The organism is Actinoplanes sp. TBRC 11911 (assembly GCF_012933445.1).
Lineage (GTDB): Bacteria > Actinomycetota > Actinomycetes > Mycobacteriales > Micromonosporaceae > Actinoplanes.
In genome coordinates this window covers 31,623-53,257 of the sequence record NZ_JABBNC010000052.1, presented here as the reverse complement: position 1 = coordinate 53,257, position 21,635 = coordinate 31,623, and the positions used below count along the sequence as shown (strand labels likewise).

The following is a 21,635-nucleotide window of genomic DNA, read 5'->3' as shown; positions in this document are numbered from 1 at the left end:
GTGGAAAATCATCCCAGCAACAAAAAGTTGCCAAAGGAATCCAAGCCGGAATAAAACCGGCCCGGGGTAAAAATCATTCTTGGCACTGGCTTTACAAAGCACCCTGTTGAGTTCTCAAAGAACAACCACACACCGGAAACTCGCACCCTTTGTCGGGCCCGTGCCCCCGGGGCACTCGTTCAACATTACTAGGTCTTCCTGGCCGTGTCAACCGGTTTATCCCGGTTGGTGCCTCTCTGCCCTAGTACATCCCCCGGATCTAGGCGCGCAGCATTGCCGCGTTCCAAAACTCGAAGGATTTGGCAGGAACGGCCGTTTCGGATCTCTCCGCTGCCGCCCGTTTCCCTGCCGGCTCGCAAAACATTACAGGGTGGTTCCCCACCCTCCAAATCGGCCCCCACTCTCCGGCATCCCCGCAGGTCAGCCCCGCGACACCATGGCAAAGGCCGAGTGGATGCCGGAAAACGGTAGACGGAGGGTTACGGCTGACGAACCGAAACAGCCCCGTCAGCCACCCGAACCTCGAGCGTCGGCTGGTCACTCCCGGCCGGTCCGTGGATCACCCGGCCGTCGGAGAGCCGGAACGTGCTCCCATGCCACGGGCACACCACACAGGTCTCGGACCCGACCCCCACGACTTCTCCCTCACCGAGCGGCCCGGTCTCGTGCCCGCACCGCTCGATCATCGCGGTCAGGCGATCCCCCGCCCGGTAGAACAGCACGGACACGTCACCGACGCTGCGCACCGCGGGCTTCCCGTCCGAGAACGACGCCAACGGCCCCACCTCGGTCCACTCCTCCGGAATCCGGCCGAGCTCGGGCGCCGCCTGGTTGACCCCACCGCTCTGCGCGTACGCGAGATGCCCGCCGAGATACGCGGCCACCGACCCGACCGAGATGCCGGCATAGCTCAGAGCTTTCCCCGACCTCCCGCGAAGGCGCGCGACCAGCGACGCCGTACAGAGCCCCACCAGCACCGCGTTCGACGCCGCGTGCACCAGCCCGACCCGGCGCCGCGCGTGCGTCATCTCCGACCAGTCGGTCCAGCCGGCCGCGATCGCCGGAACCGAGCTGGCGACACCCACCGCGACCAGGACCGTCGACGACCGCCGCCGGCCCGGCAGCAGATCGAGGATCGCCGACGAGACGAACGCGCCGATCGGCAACTGGACGAGCCCCGGGTGCAGGGGATGCCCCAGCCACGTTCCGTGGAGCAGATCTCGCACCCTCTGCGGGCGTACGGCTGCGGAGATCGCCTTTTGCAGTGTGTCGCTGACGCCGTCGAGCGCCCGCGCCTCTTCCAACCGGCTGACTATCTGCATTTCTGACGTTTTCCCCCGGTCGGAACGGTGAAACGCCTGACTCGCTGGGTACAGGATCGGCATGGCGCGAGCTCAGGGACCGAGTCTGCGGGTGGCACATGGCGTCCGCGAACAGCGGCTCGACCTGCGGTTCAGCGCCGACGATCTTCTTGCGGTCCGGGGCGGGGTGGAGGCGTACGCGTCGGAGCTCGGTCCCCGGGAGCTGGTGGAAGACGTCGTGCTGGTGGTATACGAGCTCGCGACCAACGCCGTCCGGCACGGCGGCGGGTATGGCCGGCTGAACCTTTGGCGCGAGAACAACCGGTTTGTCCTCCGGGTGAGCGACGACGGTCCGGGGCTGGCCGATCCGCAGGCCGGAATGGAGCCGCCCGGGCCGAACATGTCGGGAGGGCGCGGGCTGTGGATTGCCCGGCGGCTGTCCGCCCTCAACATCGACACGGGCCCGTGCGGCACCACCGTGACCGCCGCGATGCCCAGCTAGAGCGACTTCAACGCCTCCCCGAACCCCCGGTGGAACGTCGGGTATGCCCAGATCGTGCTGAGCAACGTGGACACCGGGACCTCGGCGTGCACGGCGACCGAGATAGCTCCGATCATCTCGCCCCCGGCCGGTCCGGCGGTCGTTCCGCCGACCAGTACTCCGCGGTCGTGATCGGCGATGAGCTTGATGAATCCCTCGTTGCCCGGCCCGTGGATGAATCCGCGAGTGGTCGCCGTCAGCGGCACATACCCGACGCGTACGTCGATGCCCGCCGCCCGCGCCTCGGCCTCGGTGAGCCCCACCGCGCCGATTTCCGGATCGATGAACGTCACCCTGGGTCGCGCCCGGTAATCGGCCGCCGGGCCGCCTTCGCCGAGGATGTCGCGCACCGCGATGTCGGCTTCATACATAGCCATGTGGGTGAATACACCGTTCCCGGTGATGTCGCCGACCGCCCACACCTTTTCGCCGGCTCGCATCCATTCGTCAGTTCCGATGAAACGAGCGGTCGTGTCGATGCCGAGGTGCTCCAGGCCGAGGCCGCGCAGCCGGGCCGCGCGCCCGGCGCAGACCAGCAGTTTCTCGGCGCTGATCGTGGTGGAGTCGGCGAGCGTCACGGTGAAGCCGTCGTCGTACTCGACCTTGGCGGCGTGCACCCCCTTGTGGATCTCGATTCCGTCGGCCGCGAACACCTGCTCGGCGACCTGCGACGACTCGGGCTCCTCCATGGCCAGCAGCCGGCCCGACCCCTCAATGATCTTCACCTGTACGCCGAAACGGGCGAACACCTGCGCCAGCTCGCTTCCGATGGCCCCGCCGCCGAGCACGATCATCGATTCCGGCAGGGTGGCGGCCTCGACCGCGTCCCGGTTCGTCCAGTACGGGGTGCCGGCGAGTCCCTCGATCGGCGGGATCACGGCGTGCGTGCCGGTGGCGACCACGATGCCGCGCGTCGCCTCGAACGTCTGGTCGCCGACCTCGACCCGGCCCGGTCCGGTCACCTCGGCGGTGCCCCGTACGAAATGGCCGCCCTTGCCGGTGAATCGGTCGACCGCGACCTTGTCGTTCCAGTCGTCGGTCGCCTGTTCCCGGATCTTCTTCGCGACCGGTCCCCAGTCCGGACTCACCGTCGACGCGCCGGCCACCAGGGGGATGCGCCGCGCCTCGGCAAGCGCCGAGCCGGCCCGCACCATGATCTTGGTGGGAATGCATCCCCAGTACGGGCATTCGCCGCCGACCAGCGTGTTCTCCACCCCGACGACGTTGAGCCCGGCGACGGCCAGGCGCCCCGCGACCTCCTCGCCGCCCACGCCCAGACCCATGACCACCACGTCGACTTGCCGCGTCTCGCCCATGATGTACAGCTAAGCACCTGATCGGGTTACGGTGCGCCGCATGGAGGGCTTCATCGCAAAGGGTTTCGAAGGCGTCGGCGAGGCTTTCGCGGCCGAGCCCCGCGGCGGTTCCGCGTTGACCGTGCTGCGGCACGGCGAGCCCGTGGTGGAGGTGTGGGAGGGCTGGCGCGACGCCGGGCGGACCACACCCTGGGACGCGAACACGCTGGTCAATGTCTATTCGGTGGGCAAGCCGGTGATCGCGGCGGCGGTGCTGATTCTGGTCGCGCGCGGTGCGATCGTGCTGGACGCGCCGATGTCCAGCTATTGGCCGGAATTTCAAACCCCGGCCCGCGTACGCGACGTCGTGTCACACACTGCCGGACTTCCGGCGTTCCCGGTGCCGCGCCCGGCGTCCGCGTGGGCCGATTGGGACGGGCTGTGCGCCGATTTGGCCGCGGCCGAGCCGGAATGGGAGCCGGGCACCCTCGCCGCCGAGCACGCCCTGACCTACGGACATCTGCTCGGCGAGCTGATTCGACGGATGGACGGCCGCGAACCGGCACTGTTCGTCGCGAACGAGATCGGGCTCGATTTCGGCTTCGCGTTGTCGGACGCGGACATCGCCCGGTGTGCCGAGTTGGAATACGACGCCCCCGATTGGCCGGCCCGGATGCTCGGCGAACCGGATTCGGTGCACGCCCGGGCCGTCTCCAATCCGGCCGGCGCCCGTGATCTGGCCGTTCTGAACAGCTCCCGCTGGCGTAAGGCCGCGGTGCCCGCCGTCAATCTGCATTCCACCGCGACCGCGATCGCCCAGTTCTACGCGCGAGTCCTGGACGGCACCCTTCCCGAGCTCGCCGTACCGGCGTACGAGGGGATGGATCTGTTTCTGGAAACCGAGGTGACGTGGGGCCTCGGCGTGCAGATCGAGGAGGACGGCACGTGGGGCCAGGGCGGTCTGGGCGGCAACGCCGGCTGGGCGGATCCGGCGGCCGGCCTGGCGATCGCGTACGTGACGCGGCGGCTGGGCGATTTCGCCGCGGTGGATCGGATAGAAAACGCGCTCGGAAGTCTCATCTCCGGCTAGCGGCCGCCGATTCTGAACCCTCGCGGAAGAGGGATCACCCAAGGCGCCGTGAGGGGGCGAACGCGGGCAGGGCTGGTGCCCGTCGTCCTCGCGGCAGCCGGTCCGCGCCGCCCTTCATCGGGGCGGCGCGGATTCCTCCGTTCGCGTCACGGCCGCAGCCACACCGCCTCGTCACGATGTGATTCGAGCGGCGCCGGATAGTCGAGGCCCTTACGGACGTCGGCCGGCAGGCGCCACGGCTGGTGCACGGCGGCGCCCTCAATTCCCTTGAGCTCGGGTACGTAACGCCGGACGTACGCGCCGTCCGGATCGAAGCGCTGCGCCTGCCGGATCGGGTTGAAACGGCGGTACGGCTTGGTGTCGTTGCCGGTGCCGGCCACCCACTGCCAGTTCCCGGAATTGTTCGGGACGTCGCCGTCGAGCAGCCACCGGAAGAACCAGCGCAGACCGGGCCGCCAGTCGATGCCCAGATGTTTGGTGAGAAACGCCGCGGTGATCAGGCGTGCCCGGTTGTGCATCCAGCCTTCGGCGCGTAACTGGCGCATTCCGGCATCCACCACCGGAACCCCGGTGAGGCCGTCCTGCCAGTGCTTCAGACCGTCCGGGTCGTCGCGCCACTCCAGGTCACCGGATTTGCGATAGGCCGTCGTCGAGATCTGCGGGAAAGCCAGCGCGACCTGGTAATAGAAATCGCGCCAGCAGACCTGCCGCACGAAAGCTTCGTTCCCCGGTACGGCGTTGGCGAGCGACAACGGCGACAGGCACCCGAATCGCAGGTACGGGCTGAGCCGGCTGGTCGCGTCGGCGGGCAGATCGTCGTGGCCGTCGGCGTACCCGTCGTGGCGCCGGCGCCAGGCCGCGAGGCGTCGGCGGGCCTCGGTTTCGCCACCCTCGGCGGCGTCCGGCGAGTCGCCGTCGGGCAGGGCCGGAAGGCGCCCGGGCGAAACACCCTGCGGCATCGGGATTTTGCGCGGTGTCACCACCTCGTCGCGCCACTCGGCGGCATGCCACGCCCGGTAGTAGGGAGTGAAGACGCGATACGAATCGCCGCCGCCCGGTTTCAGCGCGCCCGGGTCGACGACGGTCAATCCCGGAAAGAGCTTGAGCGCGATGCGATGCCTGTCGCATTCGGCCCGCAGCCGTTGCTCACGCTTGCGGGCGTACGTGCTGACGTCGGCCGCCAGACCCACCATTGTCGCGTCCGTCTCGCCGGCCAGCCGAATCGTCTCGGCCACCGGATCGCCGGAGCGCAGCACCAGATCGGCGCCCTTCTCACGAAGCGTGGACCTCAGGTCGGCGAGGGACTGATGCAGGAAGCGGTTGCGGTTCGCGGACAGGCCGCCGAGCGCCGGGTCGAGGACGAACAGCGGCACCACCCGGTCGGCGTTCGCGCACGCGGCGGCGAGCGCGGGATTGTCGTGGACGCGCAGGTCGCGAGTGAACAGGACGATCGCCGTACGCATCAGGCGGCCACCCGGACCGGGGTCCCGGTGCGGGTCAGCAGGCTGCGCACGGCGACCGCGGCGCGCCGCCTGTTCGGCACCGTGGCGCGCCGGGTGAACACGTCGTAGCCGGCCGACTCGACCTCGTCGAGGATGCCCGCGTACAGCGCGAACGCGGTGCGCATGCAGGCCTGCGAGGCCGGGTCGAGCATCGTGATGCCGGGTGCCGCGGCCGCGTAGTGACCACGGGCGCGGCTCACCTCGTACCGGATGAGGGGTTTGACCTTGGGGTTGCCGGGGCGCAGGTCGTCGGGCGTCAGGTCGAATCGGGACAGATCGGCCAGCGGCAGGTAGACGCGGTCGCGCTCGAGATCCTCGGCGACGTCCCGGATGAAATTCGTCAGCTGGAAGGCGAGCCCCAGCTCACGGGCGGGCTCGCGGGCGGCGGCGGGGGTCGCGGAGCCCAGGATCGGCAGCATCATCGTGCCGATCACGGCGGCCGACCCCTCCATGTACGCCAGGAGGTCGTCGTACGTCTCGTACGTGGCGATCGTGAGGTCCATCTCCATGCTGCGCAGGAAGGTCGAGAAGTCGGCGACGTCGAGGTCGAACACCGCGATCGTGTGCAGCACCGCGGGCAGCAGCGGATCGTCGACCGGCTCACCGTGCAGTCCGGCGACGAACCGGTCCGACCACGCGGTCAGCCGAGTGGCCCGTTCCTCCGGCGAGAGCACCGCGGTCTGGTCCACGATCTCGTCGGCATACCTTGTGAACCCGTACAGCGCGTGCACGTGCCGGCGTTTCCACGCGGGCAGCAGCCTGGTCGCCAGATAGTAGGTGCGGCCGTGCCGTCGGTGCAGCTCACGGCAGCGTTCGTAGGAGGCATTGAGATCAGAGTCGTGGATATCAGCCATCGCTACCCTCCAGCGAAATCGACGCACGAATCGACGCAACTCTCGAACCTAGGGTACGGTACATCCCGTGGCTCAGAACACGCTTGAGGAAAACCGGCCGCCCGGGGCATCCCTGGCCGCCGCGACTCCGCGCGCGCTGCAAGACGCCATCGAGGGCACTCTGGCCGATTTCCTGGCCGCGCAGATTGCCGGCCTCGACGGCATCGACCCGGCCGTCGGCGGCTTCGCCCGCACCGCCCGTGACCTGGTCATGGCCGGTGGCAAACGGCTGCGGCCGACGTTCGCCTACTGGGGCTGGCGCGGCGTGGCCGGCCCGCGCGCACCGCTCGCACCGGTGCTGCCGGCGCTCGCCGCGCTCGAGCTGATGCACACGTTCGCGCTGATCCACGACGACGTGATGGACCGCTCGGCGACGCGGCGCGGGATGCCCACCGCGCACCGGGTCTTCACCGCACGGCACGTTCGTCGGGCCGGGCACGGCGATCCGGACCAGTTCGGTGCGGCGTCCGCGGTCCTCGTCGGTGACCTGTGCCTGGTGTGGGCCGACCAGTTGCTGGCCCGCGCCGAACTGCCCGCCACGACGCTGTTCGGCGTCCGGTCCTGGTATGACCGGATGCGCGTGGAAGCGGTCGCCGGGCAATATCTCGACGTGCTCGGCGAGACCGCGCCGCAGGAGTGGTCGCTCGAGCGGGCGCTGCTCGTCGCCCGCCACAAGACCGCAAGCTACACCGTGCAACGGCCCCTCCAGTTCGGCATGGCGCTCGCCGGTCGCGCGAAACCCGGCACCGAGGAGGCGTACGGGCGGTATGGGCTTTCCGTCGGCGAGGCCTTCCAGCTGCGTGACGACCTGCTGGGCGTGTTCGGCGACCCGGCGGTCACCGGCAAGCCGTTCGGCGACGACCTGCGCACCGGCAAACCCACCGCCCTCCTCATGATCGCCCGCCAGCGCGCGACCCCGGCGCAGCACGCCGAGCTGGCCATGGACCCCGCCGGAGCCGTCAACCCCGCCGACGGCTCCGGTGGGTTCAGCCCGGCTCAGATCGTGCGCCGCGCCCAGGTCATCGCGGAGACCGGCGCACCCGCCGCGATCGAGGCGATGATCTCGGAACGGGTTGCCGACGGGGTCGCCGCGATGGCCGAGGCCCCGATCGAGCAGGAGGCCCGCGCGGCCTTGATCGACCTCGCCGTCCGCGCCACCCACCGACCGGCATGATGGTGGCGGAGGTGCGCGGATGCGAAGCGTGACGGGACCGACCGAGCATGTGGTGATCGTCGGCGCCGGCCTGGGCGGCCTGGCCAGCGCGCTGCACCTGGCGGCGGCCGGCCGCCAGGTCACGGTCGTCGAGCGCGAGTCGGTGCCCGGCGGGCGGGCCGGTCGGCTCAGCCTGCGGGGGTACGAGTTCGACACCGGCCCGACCGTGCTGACCATGCCGTCGCTCATCGAGGAACCGCTGGCCGCGGTCGGCGAGAAGCTGTCCGACTGGCTGGAGCTGATCCCGCTCGACCCGGCATATCGGGCCTATTACCCGGATGGCTCTACCCTGGACGTGCTCACCGACACGGTCCGGATGGCCGGCGAGATCTCCCGCGTCTGCGGCCCCCGCGAGGCCGACGGATACCTTCGGTTCGTCGACTTCGCCCGGCGTCTCTGGCTGCTCGAGCGCGACCACTTCATCGCCCGCAATCTCGACTCGCCGATCGACCTGCTCAACCTCAACCTGCTGAAACTGCTGGGCATGGGCGGGTTCCGCCGGCTGCAACCGAAGATCAACGACTACTTCCGCGACCCCCGTACGCGTCGGATCTTCTCGTTCCAGGCGATGTACGCGGGGATGGCGCCGCACGACGCGCTGGCGATCTATGCGGTGATCGCGTATCTGGATTCGGTCGCCGGCGTCTTCTACCCGAAGGGCGGCATGCACGCGGTGCCGAAGGCGCTCGCCGGGGCGGCCGAGAAGCACGGGGTGGTCTTCCGCTACGACACCGAGGTCACCAAGGTCGAGACCCGCAACGGGCGCGCCACCGGGGTGATCACGGCCGGTGGCGAGCGCATCCCGGCCGACGCCGTGGTGCTCAACCCCGACCTGCCGATCGCGTATCGCGACCTCCTGCCGGCGACGAAACAGCGCCGGCTGCGGTTCTCGCCGTCATGTGTGGTTCTTCACATCGGCTCCACACATGCGTACGGAAAGATCGCTCATCACAACATCCACTTTGGTACGACCTGGCGTGCGACCTTCGACCAGGTGATCCGTAAAGGGCTGCTGATGAGTGACCCGTCCCTGCTGGTGACGAACCCCACACGCACCGATCCGGCCACCGCCCCACCCGGCCGGCACACCTACTACGTCCTGGCCCCCGTCCCCAACCTCGAAACCGGCCCGATGAACTGGCGCGGCGAGCTCGGCTCGCGCTACACGTCCGCCCTGGTCCGTACGCTGGAGAAGCGCGGATACGTGGGCTTCGGTGACGGCATCGAGGTCCAGCGCACCATCACGCCGGCCGACTGGGCCGATCAGGGCATGGCCGCGGGCACCCCGTTCGCGGCCGCGCACACCTTCGGGCAGACCGGCCCGTTCCGGCCCGCCACCCTGCACCCCACCCTGGAGAACGTGGTCTTCACCGGATCCGGGACGCAACCCGGCGTCGGGGTGCCGATGGTCCTGATCTCCGGAAAGCTGGCCGCCGCACGCATCACGGGGGAGTTATCGTGACCGACCGCGAATCGCAGAAGGTCGAGCTCGTCGACACGTCCGGACACCCGATGGGGTCGACGACGGTGGACGACGCACACCAGGCCCCGGGCCGCTTGCACCGCGCGTTCTCGGTGTTCCTGCGCGACCCCGACGGACGAGTGCTGATCCAGCAGCGGGCCGCGGTCAAGACCCGGTTCCCGCTGCGCTGGGCCAACTCCTGCTGCGGGCATCCCGGCCCCGGCGAGGAGGTGGCCGCCGCGGCCCGACAACGGCTCATCGAGGAGCTGGGCGTCACGAGTGTGCCGCCGCTGACCGAGGTGGGCGTGTATACGTATTTCGCGGAGGATCCGGCCACCGGGCGGGTCGAGCACGAGTACGACCACGTCCTGGTCGGCGAGATCCCGGCCGGGCTGACGTTACGACCCGACCCGGACGAGGTGGCCGGCACCCGATGGGTCACCGTTGCGGCCCTGTTGGGCGAAATGGCGCGCGACTCACGGGCGTACGCACCATGGTTGTTTGGCGTGACAACCCGCCTGGCCGAAGCAAGTCCTGGCGGTATGCCGCAAAGCGATGTGCCGGAGCGGTCGGGTGGCCGATGAGGGCCTGACGGCCGGGGCGGTGGCGCGGCGCCTCGGCGTCGCGGTCACCACACTGCGCACATGGCATCAGCGGTACGGGCTGGGGCCGAGTGAGCACGTGCCCGGTCATCACCGGCGCTACAACACCGAGGATCTCGACCGCCTCGAGGTGATGCGCCGGCTGACCAACCAGGGGGTCGCTCCCGCGGAGGCGGCCGCCTGGGCACGACGTACGCCGCCGCCGGCCGAGTTCGCCTTCGTGGGCGGCGGTTTCCTGGGTGGCGGGGCTCCGGCCGGTGGTGGTCACACCATCGCGCTCGGGCCCGCCACGCCGGCCGCCCGTGGTCTCGCCCGAGCCGCGATGCGGCTGGACGCCGGGGCGATGCGCGACATCCTCGAGACGGTCGTCGCCGAGCAGGGTGTGATCGGCGCCTGGAGCGACGTGATGATGCCGGTGCTGATCGGCATCGGCGAGCGCTACCACGCCACGAAACGCTTCATCGAGGTCGAGCACCTGGTCTCGCGGGCGGTGACCGAGGTGCTGGGCGCGATACCCCGGCCGGGTGACACCGCGCGCGTGCTGCTCGCCGCGGCCGACGAGGAACAGCACACCCTGCCGCTGGAGGCGCTGGCGGCTGCGCTGGCCGAGGCCGGGGTGCCCACCCGTTTCCTCGGCCCTCGGGTGCCGCCGCCGGCGCTGGCCGAGGCAATCGCGCGTACCGGCCCGGCCGTGGTCGTCGTCTGGTCGCAGCTGCCGTCCACCGGCGATCCCGGCCAGCTCATCCTCATTTCCGACCTCCCGCACCCGCCCCTGATGATCGCCGCGGCCGGCCCCGGCTGGCCCGGCCATCTGCCCGCCGCGGTGCTCCGGCTGTCCGCGCTGGACCAGGCCGTCGAAACGGTCCGCGTCGCGGTCACCCCGGCGTAGCTTCTCTTTGCCCTGGTCAGAGCCTCGCCACGGCGAAGGGGATACCGGTTTGAAGAGGCGGTGGCGGATCACGTATGCTTTCCAAGCCTCAAGCGGGGGCCCGGTTGGGGTCGACACTGGCGGGGATTGCAGACGTGCAATACTTGCGGAGTTGCCCTCATCGTCTAGTGGCCCAGGACGCCGCCCTTTCAAGGCGGTAGCACGGGTTCGAATCCCGTTGGGGGCACTGGTAAGTTAAGCGGCGTAAGTCGCGGAGCTACCAAGCAAGGCAGAGTTACAGAGCAAGGTCCTGTGGAGCAGTTGGAGTGCTCGCCGCCCTGTCAAGGCGGAGGTCGCGGGTTCAAGTCCCGTCAGGACCGCAACACAATTCCAAGGCCAGGTAGCTCAGTTGGTACGAGCGTCCGACTGAAAATCGGAAGGTCGGCGGTTCGACCCCGCCCCTGGCCACCAGGCAAAACGTTGGCCCCGGAGATCGCTCCGGGGCCTTTTTTGCTAGGGGGAATGCTAGGGACGGACTTACGCCCCACCTCGTCGCCGAAGCCGCACGACTGCCTCAGCGCTCGCGTCGCCGGCCTGCAACGCAGGCGCCCACATCGACAGACCACGCCCGGAGCGGGAGGCAGGGGAGCAGCGACCTCATCTCAGTCGGCGAGACGCCCGCGCCCGCTCAGGTCGCTGCCGCGTTCGGCATCGAGAAGGGCGCACCGGTGGTGACTCGCCACCAGTTGCTCAAGCTCGACGGCGAGCCGGCGGAGTTGGTCTGGACCTACTACCCGTATGCGCACCTTCAGGGTGGTGTTCACCGAGAACGAGCGACCCATCGAGGTCCAGGTGATGATCAAAGCTGGTCAGCTCTACGAGATCCAGTACGGCCTTCCCGAGAGCGGCGACTGACTAGCCAGAAGCGCGCGGTTAAGGCCGCGCCGAAAGGAAAGGCAACGATGCCGGAGACCTTCAACCGCCAGCTAATGCTGTTGGAATTGCTCTACGAGAATCCGATAGGCGCCGATGGATCGGTGCCAGCAGTCGTATCTCTTTTCAAGGAACGTCCCAGCGACGACGAGCTTCACAGTAACGTGATGACCCTCCGGGCTCTGCGAGACGATGGGCTTGTCGAGCTATTCGAAGCGATGGGATTTGATGGCGACTCGGCGTTTCTCACCGACGATGGTCGCCTTGCGGTTGAACGAATACGTGCCAAGCGAACAAACCCTGGCGCTCGCAGGTCGGCCGCAGAGAACGGGCTACTCATATACCTGCACAGACAGGACCCGAATGGAGTCGGCTGGACTCGTGTAGCGGACTTCCTAGCGGCTGACGACTCGATGTTTCTGGGTGTTCGGCTCCCTGAGGATCTTGTCTACCGAGTGGCCGAGCAACTGGTCAGGGTTGGCCTCGTCCAAGAGGGTATTACTGTTGCTGAACTCGGCGGAGCCCCGCTCACCGTACGCCTCACTAGAGACGGTCGAGAATGCGCTGAATCGGATGACGACGTGAAAGACTTCCTAGGGCACCGGGACCGGCCTGCGCCCTCACAGAACTTCACCATCAACGCCACGTCGGGGAATGCCTTCAACTGGGGTGCGAACGTCTCGCAATCCGTTACCACCACGACGGCGACCGGACTCGCCGGCGACGAGCTCAAGGCTCTAATCCAGGCGATCCTGGAGGCGGTGCCCGCGCTCGGGCTAACCGAGGAGGGGCGGCGAGAGGTTACTGCGAGCGCGCAAGCCGTTGAGGGCGAGCTTGTGCGGGCCGAGCCCGATCAGGGCATCGTACGTACGCATTTGCGCCGCATCCTTGAGGCTGTCAACGCGGAGGTTGGTTCGCAGTTGGGGCAGCTACTTGCCGCTCAGATCAAGCTACTGATGGCTGCGATGGGGTCGCCGATCGATTAGGCACCCCACGCGCCTCCGTCGTCATCTGGCGGACCCAGCTGTTCTGGTCGGGCTTGAACACCCGACGGAACTCGGCGATCTGCTCGCGGGTGAACTTGGGGCTGTCGGCGACGGCCAGCGCGACGAGCCGGTCTTCCAGCTCCTCCAGCGCGGCGGGGCTCAGGTCGCGTCTTCGATTGGTTGGCACCCACAGCTAACGACCGAACTTCGATGTGGACTCGACCGGCGATCGATCTCCGCCGTGATCGCAGCGTGACGCCCTGATACTGATCTACGTGATTGATTCAAGGTCGAGCACGCTCACGCTCGTCTTCGAATGTTCCGGCCTCGCCGAGTGCCGACGTGCGGCGTGCGCATTCTTTCGCTCGGCGTCACTTTGCTTCCCATGAGATCGGCCGGCATCCACCGCAACTGAGTCGGTCGGGGCCTGGAACTCCTCGTGTAGCGGCGCGAGCAGCCTCTGCAGCGTGTCGAACTGGGTGCTCGTGTACGCCGGTGCCTGGGCCGCGCAGTAGTCGAGCAGCTCCTGGGTTTCCGCGTCGATGGTCAAGATGCAGGATTCCTTGTGGTCGTTTCGCCTGGGACAACAGCCCAACGAGCGACCTGTGGATATCGCGCCGATGACGGACTGGCCCGGCGCCCTATGCCCACGCCACCCACGGGCCAGATGGCGGCGGCTCCACCTTCAGTCGCAACACCCAGTGCCCGCGCGATTCATGGCCAGTGGCCGCAATCGCCTCACCGCACTCGCACGTCCAGGGCTCACCGGGATCGTTGCTGATCGCAGGGAAGAACCGCATCTCCACCTCGGCGGGAGCCACCGTCTTGCCTGCTTCGAACAGCCAGGCGCGAATTTCGGTTCCGGCCGGAAGGGTGGTGCCCGGCGTCACCACCAGCGGGGATCTGCTGCCACCCTCGAATATCAGGTCGCCGTGCATCCTGTACGTGCGTGGCAGGGTGCCGACCAGGAATCGATCATTTTGCGCGACCCGCTTACTGGAGTCGGTGACGAAGTTGAACCAATCGGCCCGTGGCGCTAGGTCTCGATGATCGCGGGCCAACTCGACCCTGGCGACGCGCCCTGCGGCGTCGGCTGACCGCTTGGCGTGCCGGACCGACAGCCCAGCAACGACGAGACTGCCGACGCTGATAGCGGCAGCGCCGACAGCGACCCAAAGCCCAGCCACATCCGTATTGCTGGCATCTTCGGCCAGCCAATGCGCGATCACCGGTTCCAGCACTGGCAGTTGAAGGTGTGCCGACCGACGTAGTAGCGGCGCTCGCCGCGGTTCTCCATGCTGTTGGAGTCCATCGGTTGAATGGTCACAGCAGTCCCGCAACGCGGGCAGGCCGGCCGGATCGCCCGCACTTCGGCGTAGGTGTAGAGGTCGGTGGTGTTCTGACCGACGAGGTTGCCGGTATCAGGGTCAACGGTGATCCGTGCGGGCATCGGCGCACCATACAGACTGCGCGGCGATCATGCATGCAGCCATGCCGGTCTGATCTTCGGGTAGCTCCGCTTCGCTCAGATCGCCATCGACAGTGATAGCGCCGTGCCAACTCGAAGCCGGACCCCTGCATGGTCATCGACACCATGCAGGGGTCGGCACTTCACACGGCAGTGTGCGCTTCTTCCAGTCCCCGACTGTTCACGATCAAGCTCTGGATAACCTTCCGGCGTCCCCTGCCTGGCTGGTAGTTGAGCGTCCCGAATCCCTTGCGTGCCGGCGCTTTCAGGGTGGGGCGTCCGGTCTGGCCGACGTGCACCGTGTGGTTGCCGCTGACCGCGGCGACCTGCAGAGCGCGGCGCTGAGCGTCGGCGATCGGCGCGAGGTGGGCACCGGCGAGGGTGGCCCGTACCTGCCGCGCTTCGCCGGCCGGGACGGTGTCGAGGATCTGCTTCACCTCGGCCAGCAGCAGCTCGGACGGCTTGGCGGCGATGATGTCGTCCACGTGCGTGCCCTGGTGGGCGGCGAGGGCAATCCGACGGCACTCGGCCCACGCGGCCTTGGCGTTGTCGTACGCCCCGCAGAGTTCCTCGACGCGGTAGGTGCCCTGGTAGACGGTGACCGTCCAGGTGTACATCATCCGGCGGTAAGTGATGGTGAGGGCGCGTCCGCCCTGGCCGTAGGTGCCCGCGACGATGTCGGCGGCTTCGTTGATAGCGTTGTTCATTGGATCGGCTCCCTGGTGGATCAGGTTGTCGGTCTTGGCCCTGGCGGTGGTAGGACACTCGCTGGGGCTTCTTCGTTCGCGCTAAGAATCCTTAAAGGGTACCCCTTAGGGAATCAAGGGGTACCCTTTAAGGATGACCTACGAAGTGGCTGACCTCCCGATCGCCGAAGCAGACCGACTTGCTCGCCAGCAGGTCGAGCGCCACCGCCAAGAGATGAGTCGATGGCGTCAGATACGTGCAGCAAGGGTGGCCCAGGAGCGCAGAACCCGATCTGTCGGCGAGATCGCTGAGGCCATCGGCGTGACGCAACAGGTGGTGTATGAGTTGCTGCGGGAGGCCCGTACGCCCCCAGCGGGCCGACCGGAGTGATGGGGCGGTTGTTGGGTATCCCCGATGTCGCTGAATGTGTCAGGCTGCCATCATGCCCGCCGTTGACAGCCTGATTGCCTTCCCCGAGAAACGGGCCGCCGAAATTGCCGGCGTCAGCCTTAGCAAACTCGTGTACTGGGACCTCACTCAGGTCGTCCGACCGGCCGTCAAGCGTCGGCTAAGCCTGCGCACCAACGTCCGCCTCTACGACTTCGACGACGCCGTGGCTCTGCTCGTTGTAGCGGAGCTCCGACAGCGCGGCCTCTCACTTCAGCACGTCCGCAAGGTCGTGAAGCACCTTACGGATCGCGGCTACGAACGTCCGCTCACCGATCTCGTGTTCGCCACCCACGGCAAGGACGTCTATTTCCAGCACCCAGATGGCAGCTGGGAGGGCGGCGCAACACCCGACCAGCTCGTCTTTCACCAGGTATTGAATCTTGAACTCATTAGGGCGAGGGTCCGCGCCGGAGCGGGACGGCAACCCTCGGAGGTCGGGAAGATCGAACGCCGTCGCAAAACCATGGGACACAAGCCCGTCTTCGCAGGAACCCGCATACCCGTCGATACCGTTCTCCGATGGCTCGATCACGGGCGCACAGAAGAAGAGATCATCGGAGCATTTCCGGACCTGACCATGACGGACATCGAAGCGGCACGAGCTAACGCAGCGAGTGCCTGACGGTGTTTTTCCTCCTCGACCACGACATAGACGCCGGGGTCGGCAACGTGCTGCGCGGCGCAGGACACGCCTGCGAGACCGCAAGCACCGTTGGCCTCGCCACGGCAGACGATGACCAACTCTCCGTCTTCGCCGACAATCACAACGCGATCCTTGTGACCCACGACAAGGAGGCCATTCGACGCCGACGGCGCAACACGTTCGGTCGCCACATTTGGATGGCCTGTGTCGACCTGGAGGCAGTCCAAGTCATGACCGACAATCTTGGCGACGTTGAGACGTTGATCGTCACCCGTGACGCGATCGTCCTTCGGGTTTCAAAGGAAGGCGTTACGCCCTACCCAACAAGGTGGAATTGAAGGCGAAAGGTACGCGATCTGCGCGTACCGCAGCGGCGGCCGGCCGTTAGGGATCATGCTAGGGAACTGCTCCCGTTTGTGCCGAACCACACCAGGCACTACCTGGTATCGCTTCAAGCCGTCCGCAGGTCAGCCCGTATATCCCGGTGGTGCCCGGACACGCCCGGTGATGGGCTGGATACTGAAAATCTGAAGGTCGGCGGTTCGACCTTGGTTGATCGTGCGGTTCTCTCGTTTTGGAAGTCGAGGGGGTACCACGCCGCGGATGAGGGGTTCGAGGACTCGTTTCAGCTAGTTCGGGAAATAACGATTACGTTCGATCGTCCAGTGCGGCGTTATGGGATGATCCTGGTGCATGTCTGGGTCGAGCGGCTCGGCGCAACCAGCTACAGCCACGGATTTCGGATGGTGTCGTTGGACGGGGCCGAGGAGTATGCGCACGGCGTGCGCACTCTCGTCAAGATCAATCCAACTACACAGCGTTCCGCTCCGTGGTCGGACCTCGCTCGTGAAGTTCTGGGTGAGCTGATTGCTTGAGCACCGCACGCGGCCCGACAGCACCCAGTCTGACCTGCCGTTGCTCACGGATTGCTCACTCGCCTCGGTTCCGGCGTCCGGCCGCCACGCCGCCCTTCTAGTCTGTTCGATCGTGCGCGGCGCCGCCGGACGACCAACCGGACCGCCTCCTCAACCGATGTCCCTCCGGACCGGACAGACGACGGTGACGTGTATCAACCCTGCGTCACAGACGTGAGGTAGGCCTGGGCCGCATCCGGGTCGAAGAACCACTCGTCGAGGTCGGCCGGGTCGTCGAACGCGTTGGCGAACCGGTCCGCCACCGGCTGGGCGGAACCGGCCGCACCGATCAGCTGCAGCACATGCTCCGGCGGCGGTGCGAGCATGGCGTTGGTCCATGTCGTGACGGGCTCCGCGACCTGCCAGTACCGGTCGAAGGCCGCCTCCATGAACGCGCGGTCGAACGGCTTGTCGCCGTGCTCGAGGATGGCTGCCAGGTAGACGGCGGCGCACTTGGCCGCACTGTTGGATCCCTGGCCGGTGATCGGATCGTTCGCGACGACGACGTCGGCGACTCCCAGGACGAGCCTGCCGCTGGGCAACTCGGCCACCGGGTGCCGCACGACCGGGATCATCCTGCCGGAGAGCACCGCGCGCTTGTCGGTCAGCTCTACCCCATTCGCGGCACGCTCGTGCTCCCACGGCGTGAAGGCGCGCATGAGCTCGAGGGTGCGCTCCAGATGCTCGGCGGGATCGCGGACGTCGCCGAAAACGTCCAGCGGACCGCCGGGCACGCCCTCCCAGAACAGGATGTCGCACGGGCCGGACGCGGTCAGGCAGGGCATGACGAACAGTTCGCCGGCACCGGGGATGAGGTTGGCGCGCACGGCTTGGAAGTCGTACTCGGGCCGGGGCGCCAGACCGTGCACGTACGCCACGGCCAGCGCGCGCTGCGGAGAGTCGTAGGGCGAGCGCGCGGAATCACGTTCGAACAGCGATGCTGTCCCACCCCGGCCCGTGGCCACCAGCACGAGGTCGTAACGCGCCGACATCCGGTCGATTTCCGCCGCGTCGGCCGTGCGCACGATGACCTGGCCGCCTCGCGCGGCGAAGGTCTCCAGCCAATGCGCCATCTTCAGCCGTTGGTCCACCGATTGCGCGGGTCCGTCGAGATTCCCCACCCAGTTGATCACTCGGGCGGCGTCGGGGCCGGCCACCGAGATCCCCAGGCCGTCGATGCGCGGGGCCTGGTCCGTCCAAAGGTCGAGACCGAGAGAGCGCTCGGTTGCGACGGCGTTCGCGAACATGACCTGCGTCGAGAGGACGTTGCCTGCCCGGACGTCGTACGGACCGCGATCGGTCATCACGGTGACGTCGTATCGGCGTGCCTGCAATCCGAGGGCCAGCTGCAGGCCCGACTGCCCCGCTCCGATGATCAATATGGTGCGCACCCAGATCTCCGCTCTCCGTTGTTCGTCGCAAGAACGTTTATTCGTCGCACGAACGTTGGCCGGCACGCCCGCTTCACCCGGACGCTTATGACCCCCGCCACCGCCGTAATCCGGTTGCGGGCGAGCGTCGCTCACCGTTGGATCGGCGACATGAACGTCGACAAGATCCCCTGCTCTGCCGACGAGCGGGCTGCACTGCTTGCCACGATGACCGGCCTCGGTGGGCGCGATCTGAGCCTGCCGGTGGGTGCGTCGATCGAGGCGCCGCTGCCGGTTGGGGAGCATTGGGTGACCGCGGCCGGTGCGTCGGTTGAAAACGGTGTGATTGTTTACGTGCACGGTGGTGGGTTCACGCACCGCAATCCGCCCCTGATGAACCTTCTCGCCGAGCGGATCTCGCAGGCGACGCGGCGGCCCGCGCTGGTGGTGCACTATCCGCTCGCGCCGGAAAATCCCTATCCGGCGCCGCTCGATGCGGTGGTCGACATCTATCGGGCCCTGCTCGGCCACATCCCGGCGGACAAGGTCGTGTTCTTCAGCGAGTCGTCGGGGGCCGCGCTGGCGCTGTCAGCGATGCTCCGGCTGGAGGCCGCGGAAAAGCCGGCCGGGGTCATCACCGTCTCGGCGGTGACCGACCTGTCGTTGCAGAGCGCCTCGATCGACACGAACACGGCCTCGGATGCCGGGGTCACCCGCGAGTTGCTCGCGTCGTTCATCGGTGCCTACCTGGCCGGAGCACCCGCCGATCAGGCGCCGCAGTCGCCGATCTTCGGGGATCTACGGGAGATGCCGCCGCTGCTGCTCGCCGTGGGCGGGGCAGAGGCACTGCTCGACGACACCATGCGCTTCGGCGAGGCCGCTGCCACGGTGGGGGTGGAGACGCGGATCGACGTGTACGAGGGGATGCCGCACGCGTTCTCTCTGTCGACCTTGGACGAGGGGCATCCCACGGGGCGTGAGCTGCTCAACCGTGTGGGCGCCTGGGTGAGATGAAGAAACCCGGCCCCACGAGTGGACCGGGTGTGTAGTGAGTTCAGGCTACCAGCCCTCGGGCCTGGTCAACGCGTCCACCGGGTCGGGAAGCTGCGACGCCCGGAAGTCGTCGGCGGTCAGCGTGCGCCACCAGTGCCGGCCGACGCCCTCGTCCGGCTTCCCGCGCAGGGCGCCCGCCGTGTAACTGTCCGTCGGATTGATGACGCCGACCGGGACCTTCGTACGGGCGTACCGGATGGGGAATTTGAGATCGCTGTCGTTGGAGATCACGATTGCCGCGTCAACCGTGCTGGTCAGGACGTCGACCAGCAGGTGTGAGGCCACGTTGACGTCGGAGCCCTTCTCCTCGCGGTGGGCGTAGGAGACCATGAACACCGCGTCCGGGATGGGCTTGCCCTCGGCGTCCTGCACGACGATCGGCCACTGCGGGTGCACCACCTCGGGCCGGCCGCTCTGCACGGAAGCGCGAACCGCGAGCGGTGACTGCTTGACCCGCGCCACATACGTGCCGAACTCGATGTGATCGACCGACCTCGCGGCCCGTAGCGCCCGCAGATAGATGTCTTGATCGTGGTAGCCGGACGCGTTGGTGGCCGCGTCGATCACCGCGGTGCAGTAGGTGATCTTTGCCAGGTGCGAGTCCGGCCAGGTCAGGTGGCGGTTGAGCAGCGCCCGTATGTCCAGCCAGCGCCACCCGGGAGTGCCACGGCCGCAGAGGCTCCGACCCCCGTAGTAGAGGTTGAAACCGTCGACGTAGGCACCGATGCGCACAGGGCGCAACCTACAGCCGAGCGGCACGTGTTTCCAGGTAACGGCGTTCCGGAAGACTCAGTGTGAGGCGCGCCGCATGCCGATATTCGTTCCGTGCCCGGTCGCGGTCACCCGTCCGGTCGAGCAGGTGCGCACGGATCGCCGCGACCCGGTGATGGCCGGCGAGCGCGGGATCGGCGGCCGCGTCCTCCAGCGCTTTGAGGCCCGCCTGCGGTCCATTCACTTCCGCGTACGCCACCACCCTGTTCAAGGTCACCATCGGTCCCGGGGCAAGCGCGTTCAGCAGGTCGTACAGCGCGAGGATCTGTGCCCAGTCGGTGTCTGAAGATCGTTCCGCCTCGTCGTGGACGGCCGCGATCGCCGCCTGTATCTGTAACGGCCCTACCGGCGTACGTTGCAAAGCGTCAGTGATGATCTCGATTCCCTCGGTGATCGCCGACCGGTCCCACCGCGTGCGATCCTGCTCGGCGAGCGGTACGAGTCCACCGTCCGGACGCGTACGGGCCGGTCTACGTGCGTCCGTGAGCAGCATCAACGAGAGCAGACCCGCGACTTCACCATCGTCCGGAAGCATCGCGCGCAACTGCCGCGTCAGCCGGATCGCCTCGGTCGTCAACTCCACGCGATGTAACCGGCTGCCCTCACTCGCCGTGTGCCCCTCATTGAAAATCAAATACAGCACCTGCCGTACGCCGGTGAGCCGCTCGCCGAGTTCGCCGGCGGCCGGCATGACGAAGCCGGCGCCGCTCTCCCGGATGCGACGCTTCGCTCGGCTGATTCGTTGACCGACCGTCGCCTCCGGGACCAGCAGCGCCCGCGCGATCTCCGCCGTGCTCAGCCCGCCGACCGCCCGTAGGGTGAGCGCCACCTGCGACACCGCGGTCAGGGCCGGGTGGCAGCAGAGCAGCAGAAGCGTGAGCTCGTCGTCACCGCGTACGTCGGGAACGGGATCGGGAGGCAGCGCCTCGCGCCGACGCCGTGCGGTCTCGTTGCGCAGCAGTTCGACGCGACGGCGGGCAGCGACCCGGATGAGCCAGGCCCGCGGATCGTCCGGCACGCCCTCGGCCGGCCATTGCTGCGCGGCCGCCAGCAGCGCCTCCTGCACCGCGTCCTCGGACGTGTCGAAGTCGCCGTAGCGGCGGACGACGGCGGCCAGGACCTGCGGCGCGGTTCGGCGGAGCAGGTCGTCGAGGTTCAGAACTCCCATCCGCTCATGTCCAGCACCGGGCGCACCTCGACCTCGGTGTGCAGGGCGTCGGGCACCTTCGCGGCCCAGCCGATCGCCTCCTGCTCGCTCGGGCAGTCGATCAGGTAGAAACCGGCCAGATGCTCCTTGACCTCGGCAAACGGCCCATCAGACGCGATCGTCTCGCCGTTGCGCACGGAGACCCATTTGGCCAGCGTCGGGTCGGCAAGACCCTCGGAGGCGACGTGCACCCCCGCCTCGATCATCTCGTCGGTCAGTTTCAGGTGACCGACGCCGAAGTCCATGCGCTCCGCGTCGGACATCTTGTCCCACGCTGCCAAGCTGCGAGGATTGGACTGAATGAGGATCAGATATTTCATGGTCCGCGCTTCCTCTCTACCGGCTCTCCCATCTTCATGTCGAAACCGGCGGCGTGGCTTCGACGT

Annotated in this window: 24 protein-coding genes, 3 tRNA genes and 1 pseudogene; 16 read left to right on the top strand and 12 right to left on the bottom strand. The window is 67.7% G+C overall.

Annotation, left to right across the window (positions count from 1 at the left end; translation table 11 throughout):
- Positions 1 to 479: 479 nt before the first annotated feature.
- Complete coding sequence (locus HH310_RS40915) at positions 480 to 1,322, bottom strand: Rieske 2Fe-2S domain-containing protein (RefSeq protein WP_169181151.1); 843 nt, start codon at positions 1,320 to 1,322, stop codon at positions 480 to 482.
- Positions 1,323 to 1,383: 61 nt separating this feature from the next.
- Here HH310_RS40915 and HH310_RS40910 point away from each other — a divergent pair, with 61 nt between their 5' ends.
- The gene (locus HH310_RS40910; RefSeq protein ID WP_169181150.1) at positions 1,384 to 1,803 is read left to right on the top strand and encodes an ATP-binding protein; all 420 of its coding nucleotides are present in this window, start codon (positions 1,384 to 1,386) and stop codon (positions 1,801 to 1,803) included.
- Here HH310_RS40910 and HH310_RS40905 read toward each other — a convergent pair.
- The gene (locus HH310_RS40905) at positions 1,800 to 3,158 is read right to left on the bottom strand and encodes an NAD(P)/FAD-dependent oxidoreductase (protein WP_169181149.1); all 1,359 of its coding nucleotides are present in this window, start codon (positions 3,156 to 3,158) and stop codon (positions 1,800 to 1,802) included. The two genes, HH310_RS40910 and HH310_RS40905, sit on opposite strands and share 4 nt — an antisense overlap.
- 40 nt (positions 3,159 to 3,198) lie before the next feature.
- Between HH310_RS40905 and HH310_RS40900 the strand changes: the two genes are divergently transcribed.
- Positions 3,199 to 4,227 carry a serine hydrolase domain-containing protein gene (locus tag HH310_RS40900; protein WP_169181148.1) on the top strand — a complete coding sequence of 343 codons (1,029 nt, stop codon included), beginning with the start codon at positions 3,199 to 3,201 and terminating at the stop codon, positions 4,225 to 4,227.
- A 146-nt stretch (positions 4,228 to 4,373) separates the two neighbouring features.
- On the opposite strand, the gene HH310_RS40895 is transcribed toward HH310_RS40900, so the two are convergent.
- Together HH310_RS40895 and HH310_RS40890 are read right to left on the bottom strand one after the other, a co-directional pair.
- Positions 4,374 to 5,690, bottom strand: a complete 1,317-nt coding sequence (locus HH310_RS40895; RefSeq protein WP_169181147.1) for a deoxyribodipyrimidine photo-lyase — start codon at positions 5,688 to 5,690, stop codon at positions 4,374 to 4,376.
- Complete coding sequence (locus tag HH310_RS40890; RefSeq protein ID WP_169181146.1) at positions 5,690 to 6,583, bottom strand: phytoene/squalene synthase family protein; 894 nt, start codon at positions 6,581 to 6,583, stop codon at positions 5,690 to 5,692. The genes HH310_RS40895 and HH310_RS40890 overlap by 1 nt, the downstream gene beginning before the upstream one ends.
- 67 nt (positions 6,584 to 6,650) lie before the next feature.
- Here HH310_RS40890 and HH310_RS40885 point away from each other — a divergent pair, with 67 nt between their 5' ends.
- The 9 genes and pseudogenes from HH310_RS40885 to HH310_RS40850 all read left to right on the top strand — a co-directional run bounded on the left by HH310_RS40885 (position 6,651) and on the right by HH310_RS40850 (position 12,686).
- Positions 6,651 to 7,796 carry a polyprenyl synthetase family protein gene (locus tag HH310_RS40885; protein WP_396027576.1) on the top strand — a complete coding sequence of 382 codons (1,146 nt, stop codon included), beginning with the start codon at positions 6,651 to 6,653 and terminating at the stop codon, positions 7,794 to 7,796.
- Between the two features lie 19 nt (positions 7,797 to 7,815).
- Positions 7,816 to 9,297: a phytoene desaturase family protein gene (gene crtI / locus HH310_RS40880; RefSeq protein WP_169181145.1), complete on the top strand. Its 1,482-nt coding sequence runs from the start codon at positions 7,816 to 7,818 to the stop codon at positions 9,295 to 9,297.
- Positions 9,294 to 9,881 carry an isopentenyl-diphosphate Delta-isomerase gene (gene idi / locus HH310_RS40875; protein WP_169181144.1) on the top strand — a complete coding sequence of 196 codons (588 nt, stop codon included), beginning with the start codon at positions 9,294 to 9,296 and terminating at the stop codon, positions 9,879 to 9,881. Before crtI ends, idi begins: the two co-directional genes overlap by 4 nt.
- Positions 9,871 to 10,788: a MerR family transcriptional regulator gene (locus HH310_RS40870; protein WP_169181143.1), complete on the top strand. Its 918-nt coding sequence runs from the start codon at positions 9,871 to 9,873 to the stop codon at positions 10,786 to 10,788. The genes idi and HH310_RS40870 overlap by 11 nt, the downstream gene beginning before the upstream one ends.
- Before the next feature lie 153 nt (positions 10,789 to 10,941).
- A tRNA-Glu gene (locus HH310_RS40865) sits at positions 10,942 to 11,014 on the top strand.
- Positions 11,015 to 11,073: 59 nt separating this feature from the next.
- A tRNA-Asp gene (locus HH310_RS40860) sits at positions 11,074 to 11,147 on the top strand.
- 14 nt (positions 11,148 to 11,161) lie between these two features.
- Positions 11,162 to 11,238, top strand: a tRNA-Phe gene (locus HH310_RS40855).
- Positions 11,229 to 11,516, top strand: a pseudogene (locus tag HH310_RS45935) (hypothetical protein); the annotation flags it as partial. The gene HH310_RS40855 and the pseudogene HH310_RS45935, both read left to right, overlap by 10 nt.
- Before the next feature lie 213 nt (positions 11,517 to 11,729).
- Positions 11,730 to 12,686 (top strand): hypothetical protein, encoded by a 957-nt coding sequence (locus HH310_RS40850; protein ID WP_248294903.1) that lies wholly within the window; start codon positions 11,730 to 11,732, stop codon positions 12,684 to 12,686.
- Positions 12,687 to 12,957: 271 nt separating this feature from the next.
- On the opposite strand, the gene HH310_RS40845 is transcribed toward HH310_RS40850, so the two are convergent.
- From HH310_RS40845 to HH310_RS40830, 4 genes are all read right to left on the bottom strand, one after another.
- Entirely contained in the window at positions 12,958 to 13,236 is a 279-nt protein-coding gene (locus HH310_RS40845; protein ID WP_169181142.1) for a hypothetical protein, read from the bottom strand.
- Positions 13,237 to 13,327: 91 nt separating this feature from the next.
- Positions 13,328 to 13,927, bottom strand: a complete 600-nt coding sequence (locus HH310_RS40840; protein WP_169181141.1) for a hypothetical protein — start codon at positions 13,925 to 13,927, stop codon at positions 13,328 to 13,330.
- Positions 13,912 to 14,136: a hypothetical protein gene (locus HH310_RS40835; protein WP_169181140.1), complete on the bottom strand. Its 225-nt coding sequence runs from the start codon at positions 14,134 to 14,136 to the stop codon at positions 13,912 to 13,914. Before HH310_RS40835 ends, HH310_RS40840 begins: the two co-directional genes overlap by 16 nt.
- Before the next feature lie 161 nt (positions 14,137 to 14,297).
- Positions 14,298 to 14,861, bottom strand: a complete 564-nt coding sequence (locus HH310_RS40830) for a hypothetical protein (protein WP_169181139.1) — start codon at positions 14,859 to 14,861, stop codon at positions 14,298 to 14,300.
- A gap of 133 nt (positions 14,862 to 14,994) precedes the next feature.
- Between HH310_RS40830 and HH310_RS40825 the strand changes: the two genes are divergently transcribed.
- The 4 genes from HH310_RS40825 to HH310_RS40810 all read left to right on the top strand — a co-directional run bounded on the left by HH310_RS40825 (position 14,995) and on the right by HH310_RS40810 (position 16,809).
- Positions 14,995 to 15,231, top strand: a complete 237-nt coding sequence (locus tag HH310_RS40825; RefSeq protein WP_169181138.1) for a hypothetical protein — start codon at positions 14,995 to 14,997, stop codon at positions 15,229 to 15,231.
- Between the two features lie 52 nt (positions 15,232 to 15,283).
- On the top strand, positions 15,284 to 15,913 hold the full coding sequence (locus HH310_RS40820) for a DUF433 domain-containing protein (protein WP_169181137.1): 630 nt from the start codon (positions 15,284 to 15,286) through the stop codon (positions 15,911 to 15,913).
- Positions 15,914 to 15,915: 2 nt separating this feature from the next.
- Complete coding sequence (locus HH310_RS40815; protein WP_169181136.1) at positions 15,916 to 16,272, top strand: DUF5615 family PIN-like protein; 357 nt, start codon at positions 15,916 to 15,918, stop codon at positions 16,270 to 16,272.
- Between the two features lie 78 nt (positions 16,273 to 16,350).
- On the top strand, positions 16,351 to 16,809 hold the full coding sequence (locus tag HH310_RS40810) for a hotdog domain-containing protein (RefSeq protein ID WP_169181135.1): 459 nt from the start codon (positions 16,351 to 16,353) through the stop codon (positions 16,807 to 16,809).
- Between the two features lie 194 nt (positions 16,810 to 17,003).
- Here HH310_RS40810 and HH310_RS40805 read toward each other — a convergent pair whose 3' ends face one another.
- Positions 17,004 to 18,239 (bottom strand): styrene monooxygenase/indole monooxygenase family protein, encoded by a 1,236-nt coding sequence (locus HH310_RS40805; RefSeq protein WP_169181155.1) that lies wholly within the window; start codon positions 18,237 to 18,239, stop codon positions 17,004 to 17,006.
- A 150-nt stretch (positions 18,240 to 18,389) separates the two neighbouring features.
- Here HH310_RS40805 and HH310_RS40800 point away from each other — a divergent pair, with 150 nt between their 5' ends.
- Entirely contained in the window at positions 18,390 to 19,232 is an 843-nt protein-coding gene (locus HH310_RS40800; protein WP_211193268.1) for an alpha/beta hydrolase fold domain-containing protein, read from the top strand.
- 45 nt (positions 19,233 to 19,277) lie between these two features.
- Here the strand turns inward: HH310_RS40800 and HH310_RS40795 are convergent, their stop codons facing one another.
- From HH310_RS40795 to HH310_RS40785, 3 genes are read right to left on the bottom strand one after another with little or no spacing between them, the layout of a single operon-like run.
- Positions 19,278 to 20,003 (bottom strand): NYN domain-containing protein, encoded by a 726-nt coding sequence (locus HH310_RS40795; RefSeq protein WP_169181134.1) that lies wholly within the window; start codon positions 20,001 to 20,003, stop codon positions 19,278 to 19,280.
- Between the two features lie 10 nt (positions 20,004 to 20,013).
- On the bottom strand, positions 20,014 to 21,210 hold the full coding sequence (locus tag HH310_RS40790) for an RNA polymerase sigma factor (protein WP_169181133.1): 1,197 nt from the start codon (positions 21,208 to 21,210) through the stop codon (positions 20,014 to 20,016).
- Positions 21,198 to 21,569 carry a YciI family protein gene (locus HH310_RS40785; RefSeq protein WP_169181132.1) on the bottom strand — a complete coding sequence of 124 codons (372 nt, stop codon included), beginning with the start codon at positions 21,567 to 21,569 and terminating at the stop codon, positions 21,198 to 21,200. The genes HH310_RS40790 and HH310_RS40785 overlap by 13 nt, the downstream gene beginning before the upstream one ends.
- Positions 21,570 to 21,635: the final 66 nt, after the last annotated feature.

Excerpts from the sequence above, each read along its gene's own strand:
- HH310_RS40915 (WP_169181151.1), bottom strand. The coding sequence starts at position 1,322 with ATGCAGATAGTCAGCCGGTTGGAAGAGGCGCGGGCGCTCGACGGCGTC.
- HH310_RS40910 (WP_169181150.1), top strand. The coding sequence starts at position 1,384 with ATGGCGCGAGCTCAGGGACCGAGTCTGCGGGTGGCACATGGCGTCCGC.
- HH310_RS40905 (WP_169181149.1), bottom strand. The coding sequence starts at position 3,158 with ATGGGCGAGACGCGGCAAGTCGACGTGGTGGTCATGGGTCTGGGCGTG.
- HH310_RS40900 (WP_169181148.1), top strand. The coding sequence starts at position 3,199 with ATGGAGGGCTTCATCGCAAAGGGTTTCGAAGGCGTCGGCGAGGCTTTC.
- HH310_RS40895 (WP_169181147.1), bottom strand. The coding sequence starts at position 5,690 with ATGCGTACGGCGATCGTCCTGTTCACTCGCGACCTGCGCGTCCACGAC.
- HH310_RS40890 (WP_169181146.1), bottom strand. The coding sequence starts at position 6,583 with ATGGCTGATATCCACGACTCTGATCTCAATGCCTCCTACGAACGCTGC.
- crtI (WP_169181145.1), top strand. The coding sequence starts at position 7,816 with ATGCGAAGCGTGACGGGACCGACCGAGCATGTGGTGATCGTCGGCGCC.
- HH310_RS40850 (WP_248294903.1), top strand. The coding sequence starts at position 11,730 with ATGCCGGAGACCTTCAACCGCCAGCTAATGCTGTTGGAATTGCTCTAC.
- HH310_RS40835 (WP_169181140.1), bottom strand. The coding sequence starts at position 14,136 with ATGCCCGCACGGATCACCGTTGACCCTGATACCGGCAACCTCGTCGGT.
- HH310_RS40830 (WP_169181139.1), bottom strand. The coding sequence starts at position 14,861 with ATGAACAACGCTATCAACGAAGCCGCCGACATCGTCGCGGGCACCTAC.
- HH310_RS40825 (WP_169181138.1), top strand. The coding sequence starts at position 14,995 with ATGACCTACGAAGTGGCTGACCTCCCGATCGCCGAAGCAGACCGACTT.
- HH310_RS40820 (WP_169181137.1), top strand. The coding sequence starts at position 15,284 with ATGCCCGCCGTTGACAGCCTGATTGCCTTCCCCGAGAAACGGGCCGCC.
- HH310_RS40800 (WP_211193268.1), top strand. The coding sequence starts at position 18,390 with ATGAACGTCGACAAGATCCCCTGCTCTGCCGACGAGCGGGCTGCACTG.
- HH310_RS40790 (WP_169181133.1), bottom strand. The coding sequence starts at position 21,210 with ATGGGAGTTCTGAACCTCGACGACCTGCTCCGCCGAACCGCGCCGCAG.
- HH310_RS40785 (WP_169181132.1), bottom strand. The coding sequence starts at position 21,569 with ATGAAATATCTGATCCTCATTCAGTCCAATCCTCGCAGCTTGGCAGCG.